Source organism: Micromonospora sp. NPDC006766, from assembly GCF_040636055.1.
Taxonomy (GTDB): Bacteria; Actinomycetota; Actinomycetes; order Mycobacteriales; family Micromonosporaceae; genus Micromonospora.
Genome location: NZ_JBEYIX010000036.1, coordinates 19,102 through 40,509, shown reverse-complemented (window position 1 = coordinate 40,509; position 21,408 = coordinate 19,102). Strand labels below are relative to the sequence as shown.

The window sequence follows — 21,408 nt, the reverse complement described above, 5'->3', positions numbered from 1 at the left end:
GGGATCGTGGTCACTGGCAGGCCTCGCAGCTTTCGGGGTTTTCCAGGGAGCAGGCCAATGCCTCGTCGTCGCTCACCGCGACGATCGGCGTGCTTGCCGGGGAGACGGCGACGGTGGCCTGCTGGATGCGGGTCGCGGGACGCGAGCGCAGGTAGTAGGTGGTCTTCAGCCCGGACTTCCAGGCATACAGGTACATCGACGACAGCTTGCCGATGGTCGGCGCGCTCAGGAACAGGTTCAGCGACTGCGACTGGTCGATGTACGGCGCGCGGGCGGCGGCCAGGTCAATCAATGCCCGCTGCGGTAGTTCCCACGCGGTGCGGAACAACTCGCGCACGTCGGCGGGCAGTCCGGTAATGCCCTGCACCGATCCGTCGGCGCGTTTGATCTGCTCCCGGATCGCCGGCGTCCACAGCCCGCGCGTCTTCAGCTCACGTACCAGGTAGGTGTTGATCTGGAGGAACTCGCCGGACATGGTTTCGCGCTTGAACAGGTTCGACACCTGCGGCTCGATGCACTCGTAGCAGCCGGCGATCGAGGCGATGGTGGCGGTCGGGGCGATGGCGACCAGCAGCGAGTTGCGCAGCCCGTGGGCGGCGATCCGCGTCCGCAGCGCGGTCCACCGCTGCACCTGGGTCGGTTCGGCACCCCACAGGTCCGGGTGTAGCTGGCCCTGCGCGGCCCGGGTGTCGGCGTACGCGGGATGCGGGCCGAACCGCTCGGCGAGGCCGGCGGAGGTCTCCAACGCGGTCAGGAAGACCTCCTCCTGCACCCGAGTCGACAGCTCGCGAGCCTCCACCGAGTCGAACGGCAGTCGCAGGGTGAAGAACGCGTCCTGCAGGCCCATCAGGCCGAGCCCGACCGGCCGCCAGCGGGGGTTCGACGCCGCCGCCTGCTCGGCCGGGTAGTAGTTGATGTCGATCACCCGGTCGAGGAACACCACCGCGGTACGCACGGTCGCCCGCAGCTTCTCCCAGTCGACCCCGTCGGGGGTGACGTGGGCGCCGAGGTTGACCGAGCCGAGGTTGCAGACCGCGGTCTCGGCGTCGTTGTTGACCTCGAGGATCTCGGTGCACAGGTTCGACAGGTGGATGGTGTTGCCCGGCGTCCCGGTCTGGTTGGACAGCCGGTTCGACGGATCCTTGAAGGTCATCCACCCATTGCCGGTCTGCGCCAGGGTGCGCATCATCCGCCCGTACAGGTCCCGGGCCTTGACCGTCTTGACGGCCTTCTTCTCCGCGGCCCGGTACGCCTCGTCGAACTCCTCGCCGTACAGGTCGGGGAGCTGCGGCGCGTCGGACGGGTCGATCAGCGACCAGTCGCCGTCCGCCTCGACCCGGCGCATGAACTCGTCCGGGATCCAGTTGGCCAGGTTCAGGTTGTGCGTCCGCCGGGAATCCTCGCCGGTATTGTCCCGCAGCTCCAGGAACTCCTCGATGTCCGGATGCCACGGCTCCAGGTAGACACACGCCGCGCCCTTGCGCCGGCCGCCCTGGTTGACCGCCGCCACCCCGGCGTCCAGCGTCTTCAGGAACGGGACGATGCCGTTGGACCGGCCGTTCGTGCCCCGGATCAGCGCGCCCCGGCCGCGGACCCGCGACCAGGCGATGCCGATGCCGCCGGAGAACTTCGACAGCCTCGCCACCTGGTGGTACCGCTCGTAGATCGAGTCCAGCTCGTCGCGGGGCGAGTCGACCAGGAAGCACGACGACATCTGGGTGTGCCGGGTGCCCGAGTTGAACAGCGTCGGCGAACTCGGCAGGTACGCCAGCGACGACATCAACCGGTAGAAGCCGATCACTTCGCCCGGCGTCTCGGACAACCCGCAGGCCACCCGCAGCAGCCAGTACTGCGGCGTCTCCACCACCAACCGCGAATCGGGATGCCGCAGCAGGTAACGGTCCGCGACGGTACGCAGCCCGAAGTACTCGAACCGCAGATCACCGACCGGGTCCACCGCGTCGTCGAGCTTGCGGGCGTTACGGGCCACGAACGCGGCGGTCTCGTCGCCGATCAGCCCGAGACCGTGGGCGTACCGGATGGACTGGCTGAAGCTCGCCACGCCCTGCCCGCGAACCTCCTTGTCCACGTACGCGGCCAGTAACCGCGCCGCCAGCCTGGAGTACTGCGGCTCCTCACCGATCAACTCCGCCGCTGTCTGAATCGACAGCTTGTCCAGTTCGGCGGTGGTCGCCCCGTCGTAGAGGCCACTGATCGTTTTCGTGGCGACCTGCAGCGGGTCCACCTCGTCCAGGTCGGCCACCCACCGCTCGACCGCCCTGACAATCTTGTTGACGTCCACCGGCTCGGTGTCGCCGTTGCGTTTGCGGACCCGCATCGCATGCCAGCGCTGCTCCGGCACCGTCTGATCGGCCGCAGCCTGCTCCTGCTTCGCCGTCACGTCCCCTCCTCACGCCTGTCGACGAGGTCGACGGACGCGCAGGAGAACGCCACTGTTCGCCTGGATGGCGTGCCTGCCGTGGCCGGCGGGCTGATGGCGTCAGCCGTCCCGCGCGGCCTCCGACCGCCGCACGCGGCGCGTGCGGCGCGCTGGCAGGTCTTCGGACTCGCGGGCGCGACCGGTTACGGTCGCCTACTGGCCGTCGCTTCCCAGACCTCACGGTCCAGTGCTTGGTGACGGCTGTCGTTCCCACTCACCGCTGCGGGGCAGTCCCGGACTCGCACCGGGTTCCCTCTTGCCTCGACCACCCACCCGGGCGGTCGAACCAGCTGCGTGAGACACCATATATGGCGCCACCGGCGATGGGGTAATACAAGATGTCGTGTCAGCGTGTCGACTTCGTCTCATCGTCGCGGGGCAGCCGGCCCCCGTCGTTGACCATCCGCTAGTCAGGGTGAAAGGAACCCGGTGATCGAAAAGAGGCGATCAGCGGGGTCGACGACGGCGGCCAGCACCGCGCCGGGCACGAGGGCCGGGTCGTCGGCCCGGATCGTGTCCGCCTCGAACGTGGCGAACCCGGGCCCACTGATCCGCAGGTGGAGTTCCAGCCCCGGGTCCTCTCCGTCCAGATGGTTCGCCACCGCGGGAATCTCCGCCGTCGCGGCGACACCGGCGGCGGACAGCCGACGCGCGTCACGGCGCGAGCGGGTGACCAGCCGCCAGCCGAAGACGCCGAAACCGACACCGACGATCGTCACCAGTACGTCACCGGCGAGTAGGCCCCAGAAGTCCGTGGGCGACTGCACTGGGTCTCGCGTCAGCGCGGCGGCGAGCAGGACCGGCCCGGGCAGGCAGATTGCCAGGAACGCCAGTCGGCAGAGCAGCGCGCCGATCGGACCGATGCGCGCTTCCGCCTCCCGGGGGGTTTTCAACACCTCGCACCCTACTAGTGCCAACGCCGTTCAGTTAGGCGGTTCGGTGACCTGTCAAGGCGTGTCGAGGGATGCAAAGCAGCGGAGCTCCGGTAGAGAGGGTTGTCACTCCAAGACACCCCGAAACCAGGAGCTCCGCTGTCCGGACAGATTGCCATAACGCGTACGACGATGGTGGCGGCGGGCCGGTTCGCGCCGGGCCATCTGGGCGAGTTGACCCAGCTGGTGCCGTTCGAGATGGTTGATGACGCACTCCGACGTACCGGTGCGGTGCAGTCGCGGGTTCGGTTGCTGCCCTCACGGGTGGTGGTCTACCTGCTGCTGGCCGGCTGCTTGTTCGCCGAGTTGGGCTACGGGCAGGTCTGGCATCGGCTGACCGCTGGTCTGCATGGCCTGGCCGTGGCTGCGCCGACGGCCAGCGCGCTGCGTCAGGCCCGGCAACGGCTCGGGGTGGCGCCTCTGCGGGCGTTGTTCGACCTGCTGCGTGGCCCGGCCGCGACGACTGCGGCCGGGGCGGTGTCCTGGCGCGGGCTGCTGGTCTGCGCTGTGGACGGCACGCTGATGAGCGTGGCCGACAGCGCCGCGAACCTCACCACCTTCGTCAAGCAGCGCTGCAACCACGGCGCGGGCGGTTACCCCACCGTCCGGGTCCTGGCCCTGGTGGCCTGCGGGACCCGCAGCGTCATCGACGCGGTCTTCGGCCCGGCCAGCACTGGCGAGACCGGGTACGCGGCACGGTTGGCGGGGAGTCTCCGGCCGGGGATGTTGCTGCTGGCCGACCGAAACTTCGCCGCCGCGGATCTGCTGGCCCGACTGGCTGCCGGCGGCGCGGACCTGCTGGTGCGATGCAAGTCCGGCCGGCGGCTACCGGTGCGGGCCCGCTACCGCGACGGCTCCTACCTGTCCCAACTCGGCAGCCTGCCTGTCCGCGTCGTCGAGGCCGAGATCAGCATCGTCACCAGCGCCGGCGCTCGGACCGGCACCTACCGTCTGGTCACCACCCTGCTCGACCACCGCCGCTACCCGGCCGGCGAGCTGATCACCCTCTACCACCAGCGGTGGGAGATCGAGACCGTCTACCTGGAACTGAAATCCACCATCCTCGGCGGGCGGGTGCTACGCGCCCGTACCCCGACCGGGATCGACCAGGAGATCTACGCCCTGCTGGTCACCTATCAGGTGCTCCGCACCGCCATGGTCGACGCCACCGACAGCGTCCCCGGACTCGACCCCGACCGGGCCAGCTTCACCATCGCCCTACACACCGCCCGCGACCAGGTCATCCAGGCCGCCAGCATCATCGCCGACACGATCATCGACCTCGTCGGCGCGATCGGACGAAGGATCCTGACCGCACTCATGCCCGACCGACGCGTACGCACCAAGCCCCGCATCGTCAAACGTGCCATCTCCAAGTACAACGCCCGCGGCCCGGACATCGACCGCACCACCTACAAAGCCACCATCGAGATCAACATCCTCGACACCGGCCCTTGACGACCGACCGAACCGCCTAACTGAACGGCGTTGCTACTAGTGCAGCGCACCAGCGCCGTCCGCGTAGCTTGGCGAGCAGGGTAAGGCGGCTGGAGTGCCAGGGGTAAGCCTGAGGGGCCTTGGGGGATAGCCCCCGGTTGAAGTCGGGGGATTTCCGGATCGTCTCAGCGACCCCGTCGCCCCAATAATCATCCACATGCCAGAGAGGCCCAGGTTCACCGTCGTCATCCCGTGCTTCAACGAGGCCGGCTATCTCACCGACGCTCTCCTCTCCCTGCAGAAGCAGGACTTCGACGGAGTGTGCGAGGTCATCGTCGTTGACAACAACTGCACGGACGAGACCGCGGACATCGCTCGCGACCTCGGCGCGCGAGTGGTGGCCGAGCCGACGCCCGGGGTGTGCGACGCCCGCCAGCGAGGCACAGAGGCGGCGCGCGGTGAGATCATCGTCTCCACCGACGCCGATACGGTCCACAGCCGTGATTGGCTCAGCCGCATCGACGCGCGGTTCCGCAGCGATGGCCGCGTCGTCGCGGTCGTCGGCCCTTGCCGGTACGACGACGGCCCAAGGTGGGGCCCGATCTACAGCCGGATGTTGTTCGGGGCCGTCAACGGCGTCTACCGACTGACCGGCCGCGCCGTTTACGCGAGCGCGACAAACATCGCTTTCCGCCGCGAGGCCTGGACGGGCTACGACACCAGCCTGACCCAGGGCGGCGACGAACTCGACCAACTGCGCCGGCTACGGCAGAAGGGCCGGGTCGTCTACGACCATGACAACCCGACCCGCACGTCAGGTCGGAGGCTCAGCCGCGGGATCGCGTACAACGTGTTCGTGACCCTGCCTGTGCACTACCTGCTGACCTATGCCGTGAACCGGATCGCGAAGCGGCGTGTGCTGGGATCGGCGCCGGCGTTCCGCGACCACGCGGGGTCGTTCGAGGTAGCCGTGGCGGCCGGCCGTCAGGAGGCGCGGTGACCGTCCTGATCGGGCTGTTGCTGCTGGCCATCGGTGCGGCGTACTGGCTGCTGATGTCGCCGTTCGCCCCGTCTTCGCGCGACTACCCCTACCGCGGCGCGTCCACCGAACGACGGGTGGCGTTGACGTTTGACGACGGCCCGAACGAGCCGTACACCTCACAGATCCTCGATATCCTGGCAGCACGAGGCATCCGGGCGACCTTCTTCTATGTCGGACAGTGCGTCGAGCGTCACCCCGGGGTCGCCCTACGCGCGATCGACGCCGGTCATGTCCTGGGCAACCATTCACTGAGCCATCGGTTCGGCACATACCTGCGGCCGCGAGCGTACGAGCGGGAGGTGGAGCAGACCCAGCACATCCTGGCGCGGGTCACCGGCCGCACCCCAGCGCTGGCCCGCACACCGTGGCTGTGGCGCCAGCCGGCCCTGCTGCGGATGTTGCGCCGAAGCGGCCTGCACCCGGTTGCCGGCGAGTTCGGCCATGCGCTGGAGGTGTTCCAGCCGTCCGGCGTACGGATGGCCCGTCGCGCCATCGCCAAGACGCGCCCTGGCTCGATTCTCATCTTTCACGACGGGTTCGACGGCCGGGGTGGCAACCGCGCCGAGACGGTCGTAGCGGTGCGGGAGACGATCGATGGGCTGCTGGCCCGAGGCTACCGGTTCGTGACGGTGGACGAGCTGCTCGGCGTGTCGGCGTACCAGGCGTAGACCTTCCGAGAGGCTCCTTCTGCGCATCGCCGTCACGGCGGGCGGGTCGAGATGGTCGATCGTCAAAAAGTTCCGGGGTCACGGCAACGTTTGCTGGGGTCGAGAGCGTAAGTAGTGGCCGTGAGATTGAGACCGAGGGTGCGGGTGGCTGATGCACGATCGCGAGGATAAGGAGGTGACAGCCTTTGTGCGGGCACGTTACGGATCACTGCTCCGGACGGCCTTCCTGCTGTGCGGAGACCGAGGGAAAGCAGAGGACCTGGTCCAGACGACGTTGGCCAAGACGGTTGTGGCGTGGCCTCGACTGCAACGCTCAGAAGGCGTCGATCACTACGTCCGGCGCATTCTAGTCAACACCTTCGTGTCCTGGAGGCGGCGCCGATCCTGGTGGGAACAGCCCTTGGGTCGGCTGGTGGACAGTCAGGCGCGCGACGAGTACGTGGGGGTGGAACAGCGGGACTTGCTCCGCCGGGCGTTGGACGGGCTGCCAGCACGGCAGCGTGCCGCCGTCGTACTGCGCTTCTACGAGGACCTGTCCGAGCAGGACACGGCGCACGTGATGGGCTGTTCGGTTGGCACGGTCAAGAGTCTTTCATCAAGGGGTCTGCAGACTCTGCGTAAGCAGTGGGTTGAGGCCGACGCTGTTGCCGATCAAGAGGTGCGCTATGCATAACACGACCGAGTTGCGTGACGGCCTGGCGGATCTGGCCGAGTCGGTGATACCGGCCGAGGGCTATGAAGGCAAGGTCATGCGGCGGGCAGACCGGCGTCGCGGGCGGCAGCGTATCGCCGCCGGAGCCGCGGCCGCAATGTGCTTGGCGGTGCTGGTGACGATGTTTCGGGTTGTCGGCTTCGGGTCCACACCGCAACTCGCTGCCTTGCCCCCGGATGGCCCGTTTCTGGGCTGGTCCCCGGTGGGAGACGTGGACGCTGGCCTGGTACGTGAGGCCACCAGCGTCTGGGACCGTACCAACTCGGCAGGCCCGCACACTGATGTTCGGGCCCTTGTCGCGACGCGCCATCCACGCCTGCGCTCGACGGTGGTCGTTCTACAGGGATACGACAAACAGGGCGACCCGCGGTTGGCGTTCTTCACCGGCGATTCCGGTGCGGCGGACGCCTTGCGGATGCGGGTTGATCGGCCGGCGCCCGACCCGGTGAAGACTCAGGTGATAAGTCTGGTCAGTCCTCGGTTGTCCGGAGCCGCCGGCGTGGTTAGTAATGACATCTTTGGCACCATTGCCATTGCCATCGCCATGCCGGGCGTGACAGCGGTGCGGCTGTCGAGCACCGCGATCGATCATGACATGATACAAGAACCGGACGGACCTACCAGCCGCCTTGTTGTAAAAGAATTGCCGATCGCTGCGACCGCGCAGACGACGACGATCGCGGGGTTCATCAAGCCGAAGCGACCGTTCGCCAGCGCCACGAAGGTGTTCGAGGTACCTGGTGAGGACGGTGTGGACGGCGACGCGCGGGCCGTACCCGCTGAGGTAGTCGGCAGGACCGGCCAACAGGTAATCGTGGCGTTCCCGAAGGATCAGGGAGTCCGGCAGGGGCAACTAGCCGTCGTCGCCGAAGGCTTGGTCGGACGCGTAACGGCAGTCGATGACGTCCGCGGCGAAGCCACTATCGACCTCATTACCAGCACCGGATTCGCCGGCCAGGTGTACACGAACATCAGTAATGTTCCGGGTTCCGTACGCGGCACCGGCGGAAAGCTAGTCATGGAAAGCATTCCCGCAGACGGTGACGTTTACCAGACCAACCGTGTCTTGATGCCGGATCCGTCCCAACACAGCAATGAGGTTGGCGCTGTCACGATCGGGCGAGCGTCCGCGGACAAGGCAGCAGGCGCGACCACGGTGGAGCTTACGCCAACGGCCGACCTTGCCAACCTGACTAGATTGTCGATCATGACGCCATCCGCCCCCTGACGGCGGCCCGCCGACGGCAAGGATGCGCGGAGGCGACTCGCCTCCGCGCATCCTCAACAGGTCTGCAGGTCAGTAGTGGACCGAGCCGCTGCCGGAAGCCCTTGCGACGTCAGCGGGGGCGTTATTCGTAGAGTAATAGATGAAGTGCATAGTTTTGTTCGTCGGAACGTTCGACCAGCACCAGGTACGCATTACGCCGTCAGTGGGAACGGTGATAGTCCCGCCCGCTGAAAGGTCAACCTTAAACTCATGATGCTTCCCCTGGGGGTAATCCCACGTGGCTTTGATGTCCTTGCAGAAACTCGTCCGCGCGGATTGGAAGTCTCGTCCGGGCCAGTTATGCACTCCACTAAATGTGTAGGAGTACGGAATTGTGTCCACCGCGAAAGGAGTCACTCCCGTCGTGACCGTGGGGCCGTCCTGAGTGTAGTGGTCGATCGGGCCCTGAAGCTTGGGCATCTCCCCGGTAACCGTCATGGTCACGTTCGGCGGCAGCGACGCCCACACGGCAGCATTGTTCGCCTCGATCTCGGCGGCACTAACCGTCGGTTTCACCTGCTCGCCGCCGGCCGCTTCGGTCTTAGGTGCCGCTTGAGCCGGAGCAGCCAATAGCAGCAATCCTGTAGTCACGGCACCGACGATTCCAAGAGACCGCTTCACCAACGAATGTGACACTCTGTCATCCTCCCGTGCGATTTGGGTGATGGCTCGATCTTGCAAGAATCGAGCCATCACCACAAGAGCGATGACGGTCTATCCTGGTGCGGCTTCTCACCAGCATTGGGTCAACGCGCCCGGCTGACACGTGGTATATCGCCAGGAGGCACAACAACGCCACAGCCCGTCAGGCAGTGACGTCTCTGCGCGAGCGGGCGCTTCCTGCTCTGTGGCACGTCAGACGGGCGTGAGGCGGCCGGCCTCGGCGTGGGCGCGGAGGGTGTCGAGGTGTTGCCGGCTGGGCGCTGCCGTGAGGGTGGCGATGCGGTGTCGGACGAAGGATGCCAACAGCCGCCCCGCGCGTGGATCGCCACGCATGGCATGCCAGTCGTACGCGTTCAGCGCCGCTCGCCTTCATCTCGCCTTCCCCTGAGTGTGCGGCGTACACCTTACGAAAGCAGCGTAGGTGTGCGCCGTACACCCGCCAAGGTGGTCAGGGTTCAATCGCCGCTGACAGGCGAGGACGAGTTGACATCCCTCGTCACGGGTCCTCGGTGCCGGTGCAGGAGTTGGCAGCCACCTGGCGCGGGCAGCGACCGGTCCCTGGAGGCCGTCTTGTGGCCGCTGTCCGGGCGGACGGGGCTATCGTGCTGGCGTGCACATCCGTTTTGACGTCCCAGCCGATCCCGCCTACCCAGGCCGCGTGGCCGCTGCGCTCAGCAGCGTTCGGCTACGCAAGTACGGTTATATCGGCGCGGTGCTGGCTGCGGTCGGGGTGATCGGTTTCGCCGTCTCGCGGGGGTCCGCGCGGGGCGACCAGATCTCGTCGCTGTGGCTGGCGATGGTCGTGGGTGGCCTGCTGTCGATGCTGTATCCGCCGTGGGTGCGGTGGCGCGCCCGGCGCCGCTCCAGTCGCTACGCTGTCGAGGGCGCCTACGACATCACCGACGACAACATCATGATGCGCAGCGGCTCGGAGTCCGGCGGTATCGCCTGGGACGGGGTCGCCCAGGTCAGGGACACCCCTGAATTCTGGATCGTGTACGTCGGCCGGATGCCGGCGACCGTGATCCCACGCCGCTTGATGGCCGCCGAGGACGCCGAGACGTTGCGAGCCTATATGGCCAGACGGGGGCTGCTCCAGCGCCGGTGAACCCATCTGCCGAGGTATAGTCACCGCCGGCCATGCCCCCCGGTTGGCTACCATTCGGCTGTGGTGGACTTCGATGCGTTGGCCTGCGTGTCCTCCGTGTGGCAGCGGCAGAGCGTCTGGTCGGGGGCGGCCCGGAACGCGAAGCGTCGGATCACCCTGGCCCGTGGGGCCGTGGCTGCGCTCACCGTCACCGCGGCTGTCGCCGGCACCGCAGCCGCGCGGCTGGCCGGGGCCGCGCCGCTTGCCGGCCGGGCACTGGCGCTCGTCGCAGCCGTCGCGTTGCTGCTGGTCCCGCTGGCGACCCGGCGGGCGTCCCGCGAGGCCGTGCGGATCTGGACCCGGCTGCGCTCCGTCTCCGAGGCGTTGAAGGCGGAGGTCTATCAGTACCTCGCAGGGACCGGCCCCTTCACCGGCACCGACCGGGACGCTGTTCTGCTCCGTCGGTTCAACCGTCTCATGGACGACGCCGGCGACCTGCTCGCGGTCACGCTCGACGTCGCGCCGGCTGACCGGCCGCTGCCGCTGGTCACGGACCCGGCCACCTATCTTGCGGAACGGGTACGCCGTGAGGTCGACGACTACTATCTGCCGGCGGCGCATCGGGCGGGCCGCGCTGCGGCGCGGATCGGGTACGCCGTGACCACGCTGACCGTGGTCGCCGCCCTGCTGTTGGCGGTGGTCGGGGTGTTCGGCGACGGTCTGGGCCTGACCGCCTGGGTGGGTGTGGCGGCGTCGGTGACCACGGCGCTGATCGGCTACGCCACCGCCCAGCGGTACGAGCAGCAGCAGATCGAGTACGCCCGAACCGCCGACCAGTTGACCCGGCTGCGGCTCACCCGGGAACGCGGACTCGGCTGGACCGACGACGACGCCTTCGTGGCCGAGGCCGAGCGGATCATCTCGCTGTCCAATGAGGGATGGATGGCGAAGATGATTGAGGAAGATGGCGTAGTGCGGCAGTGACATCACCCGTTGTTGCATATAGGATCGCCAATAATGACGACTATCAGTGAATGGGTATTCGTCCGTCCTCGACGCAATGGGGGAGCCGACGTGGATAGCACCGTAAGCCAGCCCGATCTGATCCCGGCGCCGCTGAGCGACATTCGGGATACGCCGCTCGGCCGGATCTCGCTCGACCGGGCCCGCACCGTGGCCCGTGTCGACGACCGCAGGGCGGAGCAGCCGGCGCGGGTCGATGTCGCATCCTTCGGCTCAGCAATCTGATCCCACCGCGCCGCACTTCGCGCCGGCGACGCCGGTCACCCCGCTGAGCCAGTTCGTTCTCAAGCTGACCAGCCGCTGTGACCTCGCGTGCGACCACTGCTACGTCTACGAGCATCCGGACCAGTCGTGGCAACGCCAGCCGCGGGTGATGGCGCCAACCACGGTGGAAGCCGCCGCACTGCGCATCGCCGAGCACGCTGCCGCGCACCGGCTGGCCCTGGTCCGGGTGATCCTGCACGGCGGCGAGCCCCTGCTCGCCGGTGCCGACCGGCTCGACGCGACCGCCGGCACCCTGCGCCGGGTCATTGGGCCGGTCACCCGGTTGGACCTGCGGATGCAGTCCAACGGCGTGCTGCTCACCCAGGCGATCTGCGACGTGTTGGTCGCCCACGACGTCAAGGTGGGGATCTCTCTCGACGGCGGTCGGGCAGCCAACGACCGGCACCGCCGCTACGCCAACGGTGCGAGCAGTCACGACCGGGTGCTGCGGGCCCTGTCGTTGCTGCGTCGCCCGGCCAACCGCGCCAGCTACGCAGGCATTCTCTGCACGGTTGACCTCGCCAACGACCCGATCCAGGTCTACGAGGCGTTGCTCGCCGAGGAGCCGCCGCGAATCGACTTCCTGCTGCCGCACGCCAACTGGGACCGGCCGCCACACCGCCCGGACGGAGCCGCCACGCCGTACGCGGACTGGCTGCTGGCCATCTATCGGCGCTGGTCCGCGGACGGGCGTCCGGTGCCGATCCGGCTGCTGGAGTCCCTGCTCGCCACCGCCGCAGGCGGCGCCACCGGTACGGAAGCGGTCGGGCTGGGCCCGGCCGACCTGGTCGTCATCGAGACCGACGGCACCTTCGAGCAGGTGGACTCCCTCAAGTCCGCCTTTCACGGGGCCGCGGCCACCGGCCTCGACATCTTTCGGCACCGGGTCGACGACGCAGCGGTCCATCCGGGCATCGCGGTACGCCAGTCCGGCCTGGCCGGTCTCTGCGCCACCTGCCAGGCCTGTCCGGTGGTCCGGCGATGCGGCGGCGGCCTCTTCCCCCACCGATACCAGTCGGGTAGCGGCTTCGACAACCCGTCGGTCTACTGCACTGACCTGGCGGAACTCGTCCGATCCACGGCGGCACCACACCGGCAGGTGCCGGCCCGGCGGGCCGACGTGCTGAGTCCGGCCGTCCTCGACGACCTCGGCGCCGGGCAGGGCAGCGCGGAGTCGCTCCGGCAGCTGGCTTCCGTCCACGCCGGCGTCGTCCGCGCTCTCGTCGTCGCGCTCAGTCCGGCGGCGGCCGGCGACCCGCTGGCGGCGGACGGGTGGGATCTCCTCGTCGAGCTCGACCTCGCCGCGCCCGGCGCGGTCCGCGCCGTGCTCGGTCACCCGTTCGTCCGTCACTGGGCGCAGCGGTGCCGAGCCGGAGCGGCCGACGAGCTGCCTCACCTCGCCTCGATCGCGGCCGCCGCCGCGGTCCACGCCGGAGCCGATGCCGAACTCGCCGTCCCTGTCCGCGACGGCGCGATCCACCTGCCCACCCTCGGTGCGATCGCCGTCAGCGCGGCCGGCGATCAGGCTCGGTTGTCCATTTCGGATGGAGCCTTCGAGGTGCAGGTGGCTGGCCGACGCGTCCGGGTCCGGCCTGACCTGCCGGAGAAGCCCGACGGGTGGCAGCCGGTGTGGCAGGCCTGCCCCGCCGGTCGGCCCGTCCTGCTGGAGGACACCGACCCCTACCGCGACTGCTACGACCTGCCGGTGGAGTCCCGGCTCGGCGCGGCCGTCGCCGCCCGATGGCGTGCCCAGGTGGAGGAGGCGGTCAGCTGGATCGACACCGAGGCCGCCGGCTATGCCGGCGGAATCCACACGCTGCTGCGCGCCGTGGTTCCGCTTCGCCCCGACCCGACCGGTCGGTCCCGCAGCGCCGCCGCCCGCTGCGCGTTCGGTGCGGTCGCCATCGCGCCGGTGGCCGACGCCGAGGCGCTCGCGGTCCTGCTCGTCCACGAGGTGCAGCACCTCAAGCTGGACGCGGTGCTCGACGTCTGTGATCTGTTCGACCGCGCGGATCCCCGTACGGTGCGGGTGCCATGGCGGGCGGACCCCCGGCCTGTGGAGGGCGCGCTGCATGGCGTGTATGCGCACCTGGCGGTCGCCGACCTGTGGCGCCGACGCTCCGCCCCGGCTGCGGCCGGGCACTTCCGTCGCTACCGTGACTGGACCGCAGGGGCAGCCGAGGAGCTGCTCGGGCTCGGCGTCCTGACCGAGGACGGGCAGCGGTTCGTCCAGCGGATCCGGGCAACGATGGACGGCTGGCCGTGATCGTTGCGGACCGGGTCACCCTCGCGGCGCAGCTACGGGCGCTTGGGCTGCCCGCCGGTGCGACCGTGCTGGCGCACTGCGCACTGTCCCGGATCCGACCGGATCCCGCCGGGCCGGCCACCCTGCTGGCGGCGCTGCGGGACACCCTGGGCGAGGCCGGCACCGTCGTCGTACCGACCTCGACCCCGGGCAACTCCATCACGTCGCGTGCCTTCCGGGCGGTGACGGCAGGGATGTCCTCGGCGCAGGTGGCCGCCGCGGAGGCGGCGATCCCAGCCTTCGATCCCGCACACAGCCCCGTCGAGGGGGTGGGTGCGTTCGCCGAACACGTGCGGCGCTGCGCGGGTGCCCGACGGAGCCGCCATCCGCACTCCTCCTTCGCGGCACTTGGCCGGGACGCGGCGGCGCTGACCGCCGTCCATGACCTGGACTGCCACCTCGGCGAACGGTCCCCGCTGGGCGCACTGTACGCCGGCGACGCACTGGTGCTGCTGCTCGGCGTCGGCTGGTCCGTCTGCACCGCGTTCCACCTCGCCGAGTACCGGCTGCACCGCCCCGCCGCACAGCGGGCGTACCGGTGCTACATCCGGGACGACGAAGGCCGGCGGGTACGGCGGGACTTTCGAGCCCCGCACCTCGAGGATGGCGACTTCGCCCTGGTCGGCCAGGCGGTCGAGGCGTCCGGGACGGCGCGCGCCGGCCGCGTGGGGGCGGCCGACTGCCGGCTGGTGCGGTTGCGGGTGGCCGTCGACATCGCCCGCGCGTGGATGGATGAGCATCGGCGGACGTGAAGGGGGGCGGCGGCAGGTTGGCAAAGGTCGATACTCTGGTCGATCTGGGTCGGCTGCGCCGGGCGGGAGCGGTAGGTGGCGGAGGAACAGTTCTGGGAGGACGAGAGCGCTCCCGTGTTCTTCCTCAGCTATGCCCGCACCCGCAACCGGATCGCCGCGCCACCCCGGGACACCAACCAGAAGGTCTTCCAGCTCTTCGTCGACCTCTCCGACCACGTCGTCGAACTGCTCGGCCTGGGTCCCGGACGGACCGCCGGGTTCATGGACCGGATGCTCGACGGGGGACAGCTGTGGACCGAGGACCTCGCGTACGCCGCAGGCCACTGCCAGGTGTTCATCCCGTTGATCTCGCCGCAGTTCCTGCGCAGCGAGTGGTGCGCCCGGGAGTGGGACACGTTCACCCGGCGGCGGACAGCGACCCGTCCCGGTGCCGAACCGTCGGCGGGGGAGACCCCGCTGATTCCGGTCAACTGGTCGGTGGTGGACCGTCGCGACGTGCCCGAGGTGGTGTCGCGGCGGCAGATGTTCATCCCCACCCGACTACCCTCGGACATCGCTCCGCAGTACCACGACGAGGGCATCTACGGTCTGCTGAGCCTCGGCCGCAACGGCAAGGACGCCTACGACGCGGTGGTCTGGCGGCTGGCGCAACGCGTCGCCCGGGCGTACCGGACACACTGGGTCGAGGCGCAGGTCCCCACCGACATGCGTCAGTTGCGCGACAGCTTCGAGGAGGGCGGTCATGAACTGGTCTGACACCCCCTCGGCGTACGTCGCCACCCGGCGGGAAACCTACTTCTTCCTCAGCTACGCCCACTCCGTGCCGCTGTCGGATGCCGCCCGGCCAGACACCGACTACTGGGTCAGCCGCTTCTTCCAGGACCTCTGCACCTCCGTCCGGGGCCGTGCCACCCGGGTCGCGGAGCTGGAGGCCGGCTTCTTCGACGGCCAGGTCAACCCGGGCACCGACCTCAAGCAGACGCTCACCGACGCGTTGAGCGTCGCCCACGTCTTTGTCCCGCTCTACTCGCCGAACTACTTCCGCAACGCCTGGGCCCTCGGCGAACGCGCCTCGTTCCTCAGCCGGCTGGCCCGGCTCGCCGCCGCGCGGGTCGAGCGGCATGTGCTGCCGGTGCTCTGGATGCCTCTGCCGTCCTGGGGTGACCATCCGGAGGCCAACCGGGCGCTGGAGCTGGTCCGCGACGCCGACGAGCGGGCCGACTACGCTGAGAACGGACTGCGGGCGCTGTGCAAGCTGAGCACCTACCGCCGGCAGTACGACAACATCCTCGCGGAGCTGGCCGAACGGATTGTCACAGTGACCGAGACCGAGCCGCTCGCCCGGTCGAGGGCGGCAACCCTGACCGGCAGCCCGATCGTCGAGAGTGGGGGACCCGCCCTGGTGGTGACCGCGCTCAGCGCGGGTTCCGCCCGCTGGCGCCCGTACGGCGACCAGCACGAGCTGGCGGTCACCGACTACGTCGCCGCCACCGCCGAGCGACTGGGCCTGCCGACCCGGGTCGTCGAGCTGGCCGAAGCCCGCAGCCGCGCGCCGGGCAGCCCGGTGATCGTGTTGGTGGACGCGGGTGTCGGCGCCCCCACCGCCCGTACCGCGCTCGACGGCCTTCCGCAGTGGGTGGTCCCGCTCGTCATCGCCGCCGACCACGCGCGCGGCGAGCCGACACCCGAGGCGATCGCCGGTACGTTGCAGGACGCCGGGTTTTCCCGGGTGCTGCCGGTGCGAACGGTCGAGGAGTTCGAGCGCAGCGCGCCGTTGCTGGTGACCGAGGCGCGCAAACAGTTTCTCCGGCACGGTCCGGTCGATCCGCCGGCCGGCCCGCACAGCCCGAGACCGCGCCTGGGGCCGGCCACGGTTTCCGACGTACGGCGAGGGAAGGAAGAACGATGACGTCTCCCCGCGACGGCCAGGTCGTCACCTTCTACTCCTACAAGGGCGGCACCGGTCGCACCATGGCACTGGCCAACACCGCGTGGATCCTCGCCGCGAACGGCCACCGGGTGCTCGTCGCCGACTGGGACCTGGAATCCCCGGGCCTGCACCGGTTCTTCGCGCCGTTCCTCGATCCGGAGCAGGTCGCCTCCACCGGCGGCGTGATGGACCTGATCCTCGAGTACGAGTGGGAGAACGCCCGCCGGCGCGGTGAGAACGGCGACAGCCGTCCCGGCGACTGGCACCGCGAGTACGCCCGGGTGCACAGGTACGCCTTCTCGGTGGGCTGGGACTTTCCCGGCGGCGGTGGCCTGGACCTGCTCCTTGCCGGCCGGCACAACCCCGACTATGCCACCAGCGTCACCGGCCTGAACTGGGACAACTTCTACAACCGCCTCGGCGGGGCGCAGTTCTTCGACGCGTTGCGCGAGGACATGAAGCGGCACTACGACTACACGCTGATCGACAGCCGTACCGGGATCAGCGATGTCGCCGAGATCTGCACCATCCACCTGCCGGACACCCTCGTCGACTGTTTCACCCTCAGCGACCAGGGCATCGAGGGCGCCGCCATGGTGGCCGCCCGGGTGCGCGGCTACGAGGGACGACGTGCCCGGCGGGTGCTGCCCGTGCCGATGCGGGTGGACGAAGGGGAGAAGAGCAAGACCGACGCCGGCCGGGCACTGGCCATGCAACGGTTCGCCGGGCTGCCCAGCGGCATGGTCGACATTGAACGGCAGGACTACTGGCTCACCGTCGAGGTGCCGTACCGGGCGTACTACGCGTACGAGGAGACCCTGGCGACCTTCGGTGACGTGCCGGGCAGTCGTGGCCTGCTGTCGGCGTACGAGGCGCTGACCCGGCACATCACGAACGGGCAGGTCACTGCCCTGCCCCGCATGGACGACGGGCTGCGGCGGCAGACCGTCCAGCGTTTCGAGCGCAAGCCCGTGATCGTCGACGAGCTGATGGTGCTCCGGTACGTGCCCGAGGACCAGGCCTGGGTGGAATGGGTCCAGGCCGTGCTCACCGCGGTCGACCTGCGGGTGATGGCCGCGCCGCTGGGCACCTCGGCGGCGGTGCCACCCGGCACGGCCTCCCGGGAACTGCACCTGGTCTCCCGGGCGTACCTGGCGGCCCGGCGGCGCGACGGAACGAGCGGGCGGCAGGGCAGCTCACCCGCGCTCGCCCTGCACCTCGACGACACCACGCCGTCGGTGGACACGCCGCCGGGCAGTTGGGCCACCGTGTACGAGCGTGGCGCGGCGGCTGCCGCCGAACAGCTGTGGGAGCTCGTCGGCCGGGTGGTGGACGGTCGGAGCCGCACGGTGCCGGTGCACCGTTACCCGGCCGCCGAGCCGATGGTGTTCTACGCGCCGGCGCGTAACGTCCGCTTCACCGGGCGAGAGCGGCTGCTGCTAACGCTGCGGGAGAAGCTGAAGACGGCGGCGCGCGAGCGGGTGCCGGTGGCCCTGCGGGGCGGTGCCGGCATTGGCAAGACCCAGCTCGCCGCCGAGTACGCGTACCGCTTCCGTGGCGCGTACGACATCGTCTGGTGGGTTGACGCCGACCCGCCGCAGTTCGTCGACGTCCGCTTCGCCGACCTTGGGCGGCGGCTCGGTCTGCCGGAGCAACCGAGCGTGCCGGAGAATACCCAGGCGGTGCGAGACTGGCTCGCGCGCGGCGGCGGGCGGGCGGAGGATGAGCCCCCGCTGCGCTGGCTGGTCGTCTTCGACAACGTGGACCAGTACGGGCCCGTCAAGGACTATCTGCCCCACGGCGACGGGCACGTGCTGGTCACCACCCGGAACCCGGACTGGGGTGACCTCGCCCGGGCTGTCGACGTGGAGGCCTTCGAGCGGGCCGAGAGCGTCTCCCACCTGCTGGAGCGGACCCGACAGCGCGGCATGACGGTCGCCGAGGCCGATCAGGTCGCCAAGGCGGTGGAGGACGTGCCGATCCTGGTCGCCCTGGCCGGCGCCTGGCTGGCCGACAGTCCGGAGTCCGTCACCAGCTACCTGGCCGGGCTGGAGCGCACCGGCCCCGAGCGCGACGTCTGGAAACAGTCTCTGCAACGGCTGCGGCAGCAGTCGCCGGGCGCGTACCGGCTGCTTCAACTGGCTTCGGTGTTCGCCCCGGACATCGCGCTCGGGCTTCTCTACGGCGACCAGGTGGCGAAGGTCATCGCGCCGTACGACCCGGTGGTGGCCGCGCAGGTCACCGACCGGGTGTCGGAGCGCGACATCGCTGCGGCGCTGGTACAGCGGATCAACCGGCTCGCGTTGGTCAAGGTGGATCTGCACGCTCAGCGGTTGCAGGTGCACCGTCTCCTCCAGGCGGCCCTGCGCGCCGGAATGTCCGAGAGCGAGCTAGCCGAGATCAAACACGACGGTCACCGGGTTCTCGCCGGCGCTCGTCCGTCCGGCGAGGTGGACGACCCGGACCCGGCCCAGCGCTTCCGGAACATCTGGCCGCACCTTGACGGTTCGGACGCTGTCTCCTGCTCCGACGACACGGTGCGTCAACTGGTCATCGACCGGGTCCGGTACATCTACCTCAGCGGCGGCTACGAGCAGGGCGAGCAGTACGCGCGGGAGGCGGACAAGATCTGGTCCTCGGTGCTCGAGGGGCTCTCCCCGGACACCGCCGTGCACCGAGCACTACTGGTGCAGCTGCTGCATCTGCGGTTCAACTGGGCGAACCTGTTGCGCGCCCTGGGCCGCTTCGAGGCGGCGCGTCGCCTCGATGAGAAGACTCTGCGCCAACAGGAGGAGCTGATCGGCGAAAATCATCCGTACACGTTGATGACCGCCGGAGGGTACGCGGCGGATCTGCGCGCGCTCGGCCGCTACCGTGAGGCGCTGGAGCGGGACCTGCGGACGTACGCGGCGTCCGTGGAGGTGTTCGGCGAGGACGACCGGCGGACCCTGACCGCCGCCAACAACCTGGCCGCCTCGTACCGCTTGATGGGTCAGTTTGACAAGGCGCTCGACGGCGACGAGGCCACCTACCAGCGGTTGCGCGTCGTCCTCGGTCCCCACCACCTACGCACCCTCCTGACGGCCAACAATCTCGCCCGGGACCTGCGCGAGACCGGTGACTACGCCGGCTCGGTCGCGCTGCTGGAGGACGTTGTCGAGGGGTACCGCCGCCTCTTCGGCAAGCAGTCCCGCAGCGTCCTCCCCGTGCAGGCCAACCTCGCGGTGTCGCTGCGCAGCCTCGGGCGGATCGCCGAGGCGGCCCGGCTGCTCGACGAGGCCCACGAACGGCTACGGGCCACGGTCGGTCCGACCAACCCGGAGACCCTGTTCAGCTGGCTGAGCCGTACCGCGAATCTGATGTTGCAGGGGCGAGGGGACGAGGCCCGGGTCGAACTGGCCGCAGCCGAGCGAATGTTCGTCCAGGTGTTCGGTCCCGAACACCCGTACACGCTGGTCTGCCGGATCAACATGGGTGTGGCGTGGTGGGACGGCGGTGAGACCGACGCGGCTCGACAGCTCACCACGGCCAGCGTCGCCGTCCTGCGCTCGGCCGTCGGAGACCGGCACCCGTTCACTTTGGGCGCCGCGAACAACGCCGCGGTCTTCACCGCCCTCGGCGGGGACCCCACCGAGGGGCGGGAGCAGCTACGGGCGGTCGTCGACCAGCTCGCCGCGGTGTTCGGCACGGACCACCCGGACACGCTGCGCAGCATGGGCAACCTGGAGATCGCCACCCACGCGGCATCCGGGGGGAGAGTCAGCATCGGCCGGATGCGCATCGCCGACCGGCTGGCCGACCGGATCGGGCAGGAGCACCCGAGCGTGGTCCTGCTACGGGACGGACGCTACGTGCGCCGCGTCCTTGACCCGCACCCCTACTGACCGGGTCGGGCGCCGATGAGCACATCCCCGCTCACCGGCGCCTCCTCCTCGGTGAGCCAACGCAGGATGCGGGGCAACTGCTGCATGGCGTCAAAGTGCGCGGCGCCGGGCTGCACCTCGATTTCTGCGCCGAGGATCCGCGTGGCGAGCCACTGGCCGTGGCTTGCTGGGGCGAAGGTGTCCTCGGCGCCGTGCCAGAGGCGAACTGGCGTCATCCGGGTGTCAATCGCGCCCAGGTCGAACTTCCAGCTGCGGCGCAGCGCCAGCACATCGTCGATCCATCCGTACGGTCCGGCGCGCAGCGCCTCCTGATAGGTGTCGAAGATGATCTGCCGCAACGCCGCGTCGTTGATCGCCCGGCGGTCGGGGGGACCCATCTGCGCCATGAGATCGCGGAGCAGGAACCGGGGGTCCTCGGTGGTCCGGGCCGCCCGTCGGCGGATCTCCTCGACGAGGGCTTCCGTGTCGGGGCGGCCGCCGCCGAACCCCCGTACGTTGTCGCTGTTCATGCCGTCGAACCAGTCCCGCTCCATGGCGTCGGACGGGGCGAGGCTGACCAGCACGGCCACCCGGGTCACCCGACTGCGGAGCCGTTCGTCGGCCGCGCAGGCGAGGGCGTGCGGGCCTCCGCCGGAGCGGCCGACCACGGCGAACCGCTCCAGCTCCAGTTGATCCGCGATCGCCTCGACATCCCGGGCGGCGTCGGCCACATCCCGGCCTTCGAACCGGTCGGAGTCACCGTATCCCGGGCGGTCGTAGGCGATGAGTCGGATACCCATCCGGTAGAGCACGATGCCCCGAGGTTTCGGCCCCCGGCGGCTACCGGGTGTGCCATGCATGAGAACGACGGGGAACCCGTCGGGAGCACCGGTCACCTCGTACGCCACCCGCTTGTTGTCCGCACGGTGGGCGAATCGGACCCCTGGCTCGCCGTCTCGGGTCACTCCATCCCGCCTTCCAACGCTCTAACCAGCCAATACGCGTAATCCGTATCGAGTGAAG

17 protein-coding genes, 1 pseudogene and 1 riboswitch are annotated in these 21,408 nt (G+C 69.4%); of the genes and pseudogenes, 13 read left to right on the top strand and 5 right to left on the bottom strand.

The genetic code is table 11. From position 1 onward, the window contains the following. Nucleotides 1-10: 10 nt before the first annotated feature. Both ABZ671_RS23830 and ABZ671_RS23825 read right to left on the bottom strand, forming a co-directional pair. A complete protein-coding gene (locus ABZ671_RS23830; protein WP_357861924.1) occupies nt 11-2,401 on the bottom strand; it encodes a ribonucleoside-diphosphate reductase subunit alpha in 2,391 nt (796 codons plus the stop codon). Nucleotides 2,402-2,534: 133 nt separating this feature from the next. Then, nucleotides 2,535-2,746, bottom strand: a riboswitch (cobalamin riboswitch). A gap of 104 nt (nt 2,747-2,850) precedes the next feature. Beyond that, nucleotides 2,851-3,336 (bottom strand): hypothetical protein, encoded by a 486-nt coding sequence (locus ABZ671_RS23825; RefSeq protein ID WP_357861922.1) that lies wholly within the window; start codon nt 3,334-3,336, stop codon nt 2,851-2,853. A 168-nt stretch (nt 3,337-3,504) separates the two neighbouring features. Here ABZ671_RS23825 and ABZ671_RS23820 point away from each other — a divergent pair, with 168 nt between their 5' ends. From ABZ671_RS23820 to ABZ671_RS23800, 5 genes are all read left to right on the top strand, one after another. Further along, a complete protein-coding gene (locus tag ABZ671_RS23820; RefSeq protein WP_357861920.1) occupies nt 3,505-4,830 on the top strand; it encodes an IS4 family transposase in 1,326 nt (441 codons plus the stop codon). 196 nt (nt 4,831-5,026) lie between these two features. Then, nucleotides 5,027-5,809: a glycosyltransferase family A protein gene (locus ABZ671_RS23815; RefSeq protein ID WP_357861918.1), complete on the top strand. Its 783-nt coding sequence runs from the start codon at nt 5,027-5,029 to the stop codon at nt 5,807-5,809. Then, nucleotides 5,806-6,519, top strand: coding sequence for a polysaccharide deacetylase family protein (locus ABZ671_RS23810; protein ID WP_357861916.1), 714 nt, complete (start codon nt 5,806-5,808; stop codon nt 6,517-6,519). Before ABZ671_RS23815 ends, ABZ671_RS23810 begins: the two co-directional genes overlap by 4 nt. A gap of 151 nt (nt 6,520-6,670) precedes the next feature. Continuing rightward, a complete protein-coding gene (locus ABZ671_RS23805; RefSeq protein WP_357861914.1) occupies nt 6,671-7,192 on the top strand; it encodes a SigE family RNA polymerase sigma factor in 522 nt (173 codons plus the stop codon). Further along, complete coding sequence (locus tag ABZ671_RS23800; protein ID WP_357861912.1) at nt 7,185-8,459, top strand: rod shape-determining protein MreC; 1,275 nt, start codon at nt 7,185-7,187, stop codon at nt 8,457-8,459. The genes ABZ671_RS23805 and ABZ671_RS23800 overlap by 8 nt, the downstream gene beginning before the upstream one ends. 69 nt (nt 8,460-8,528) lie before the next feature. Here the strand turns inward: ABZ671_RS23800 and ABZ671_RS23795 are convergent, their stop codons facing one another. Continuing rightward, nucleotides 8,529-9,089: a hypothetical protein gene (locus tag ABZ671_RS23795; RefSeq protein WP_357861910.1), complete on the bottom strand. Its 561-nt coding sequence runs from the start codon at nt 9,087-9,089 to the stop codon at nt 8,529-8,531. Between the two features lie 267 nt (nt 9,090-9,356). Continuing rightward, nucleotides 9,357-9,473: pseudogene (locus ABZ671_RS23790) on the bottom strand (NAD(P)-dependent alcohol dehydrogenase); the annotation flags it as partial. Nucleotides 9,474-9,771: 298 nt separating this feature from the next. Between ABZ671_RS23790 and ABZ671_RS23785 the strand changes: the two are divergent. The 8 genes from ABZ671_RS23785 to fxsT all read left to right on the top strand — a co-directional run bounded on the left by ABZ671_RS23785 (nt 9,772) and on the right by fxsT (nt 20,406). Further along, entirely contained in the window at nt 9,772-10,269 is a 498-nt protein-coding gene (locus ABZ671_RS23785) for a YcxB family protein (RefSeq protein WP_357861908.1), read from the top strand. Between the two features lie 60 nt (nt 10,270-10,329). After that, the gene (locus tag ABZ671_RS23780) at nt 10,330-11,232 is read left to right on the top strand and encodes a DUF4231 domain-containing protein (RefSeq protein ID WP_357861906.1); all 903 of its coding nucleotides are present in this window, start codon (nt 10,330-10,332) and stop codon (nt 11,230-11,232) included. Nucleotides 11,233-11,322: 90 nt separating this feature from the next. Beyond that, nucleotides 11,323-11,496 carry an FXSXX-COOH protein gene (locus ABZ671_RS23775; protein ID WP_357861904.1) on the top strand — a complete coding sequence of 58 codons (174 nt, stop codon included), beginning with the start codon at nt 11,323-11,325 and terminating at the stop codon, nt 11,494-11,496. Then, entirely contained in the window at nt 11,468-13,801 is a 2,334-nt protein-coding gene (locus ABZ671_RS23770) for an FxsB family cyclophane-forming radical SAM/SPASM peptide maturase (RefSeq protein WP_357861902.1), read from the top strand. Before ABZ671_RS23775 ends, ABZ671_RS23770 begins: the two co-directional genes overlap by 29 nt. Continuing rightward, nucleotides 13,798-14,592, top strand: coding sequence for an AAC(3) family N-acetyltransferase (locus ABZ671_RS23765; protein ID WP_357861900.1), 795 nt, complete (start codon nt 13,798-13,800; stop codon nt 14,590-14,592). The genes ABZ671_RS23770 and ABZ671_RS23765 overlap by 4 nt, the downstream gene beginning before the upstream one ends. 75 nt (nt 14,593-14,667) lie before the next feature. Next, nucleotides 14,668-15,348 carry a TIR-like protein FxsC gene (locus ABZ671_RS23760; RefSeq protein ID WP_357861898.1) on the top strand — a complete coding sequence of 227 codons (681 nt, stop codon included), beginning with the start codon at nt 14,668-14,670 and terminating at the stop codon, nt 15,346-15,348. After that, nucleotides 15,335-16,501 carry a TIR-like protein FxsC gene (locus ABZ671_RS23755; RefSeq protein ID WP_357861896.1) on the top strand — a complete coding sequence of 389 codons (1,167 nt, stop codon included), beginning with the start codon at nt 15,335-15,337 and terminating at the stop codon, nt 16,499-16,501. The genes ABZ671_RS23760 and ABZ671_RS23755 overlap by 14 nt, the downstream gene beginning before the upstream one ends. Then, nucleotides 16,498-20,406 (top strand): FxSxx-COOH system tetratricopeptide repeat protein, encoded by a 3,909-nt coding sequence (fxsT, locus tag ABZ671_RS23750; RefSeq protein ID WP_357861894.1) that lies wholly within the window; start codon nt 16,498-16,500, stop codon nt 20,404-20,406. The genes ABZ671_RS23755 and fxsT overlap by 4 nt, the downstream gene beginning before the upstream one ends. Here fxsT and ABZ671_RS23745 read toward each other — a convergent pair. Next, nucleotides 20,400-21,350, bottom strand: coding sequence for an alpha/beta hydrolase (locus ABZ671_RS23745; protein WP_357861892.1), 951 nt, complete (start codon nt 21,348-21,350; stop codon nt 20,400-20,402). The genes fxsT and ABZ671_RS23745 overlap by 7 nt on opposite strands. Between the last annotated feature and the right edge of the window lie 58 nt (nt 21,351-21,408).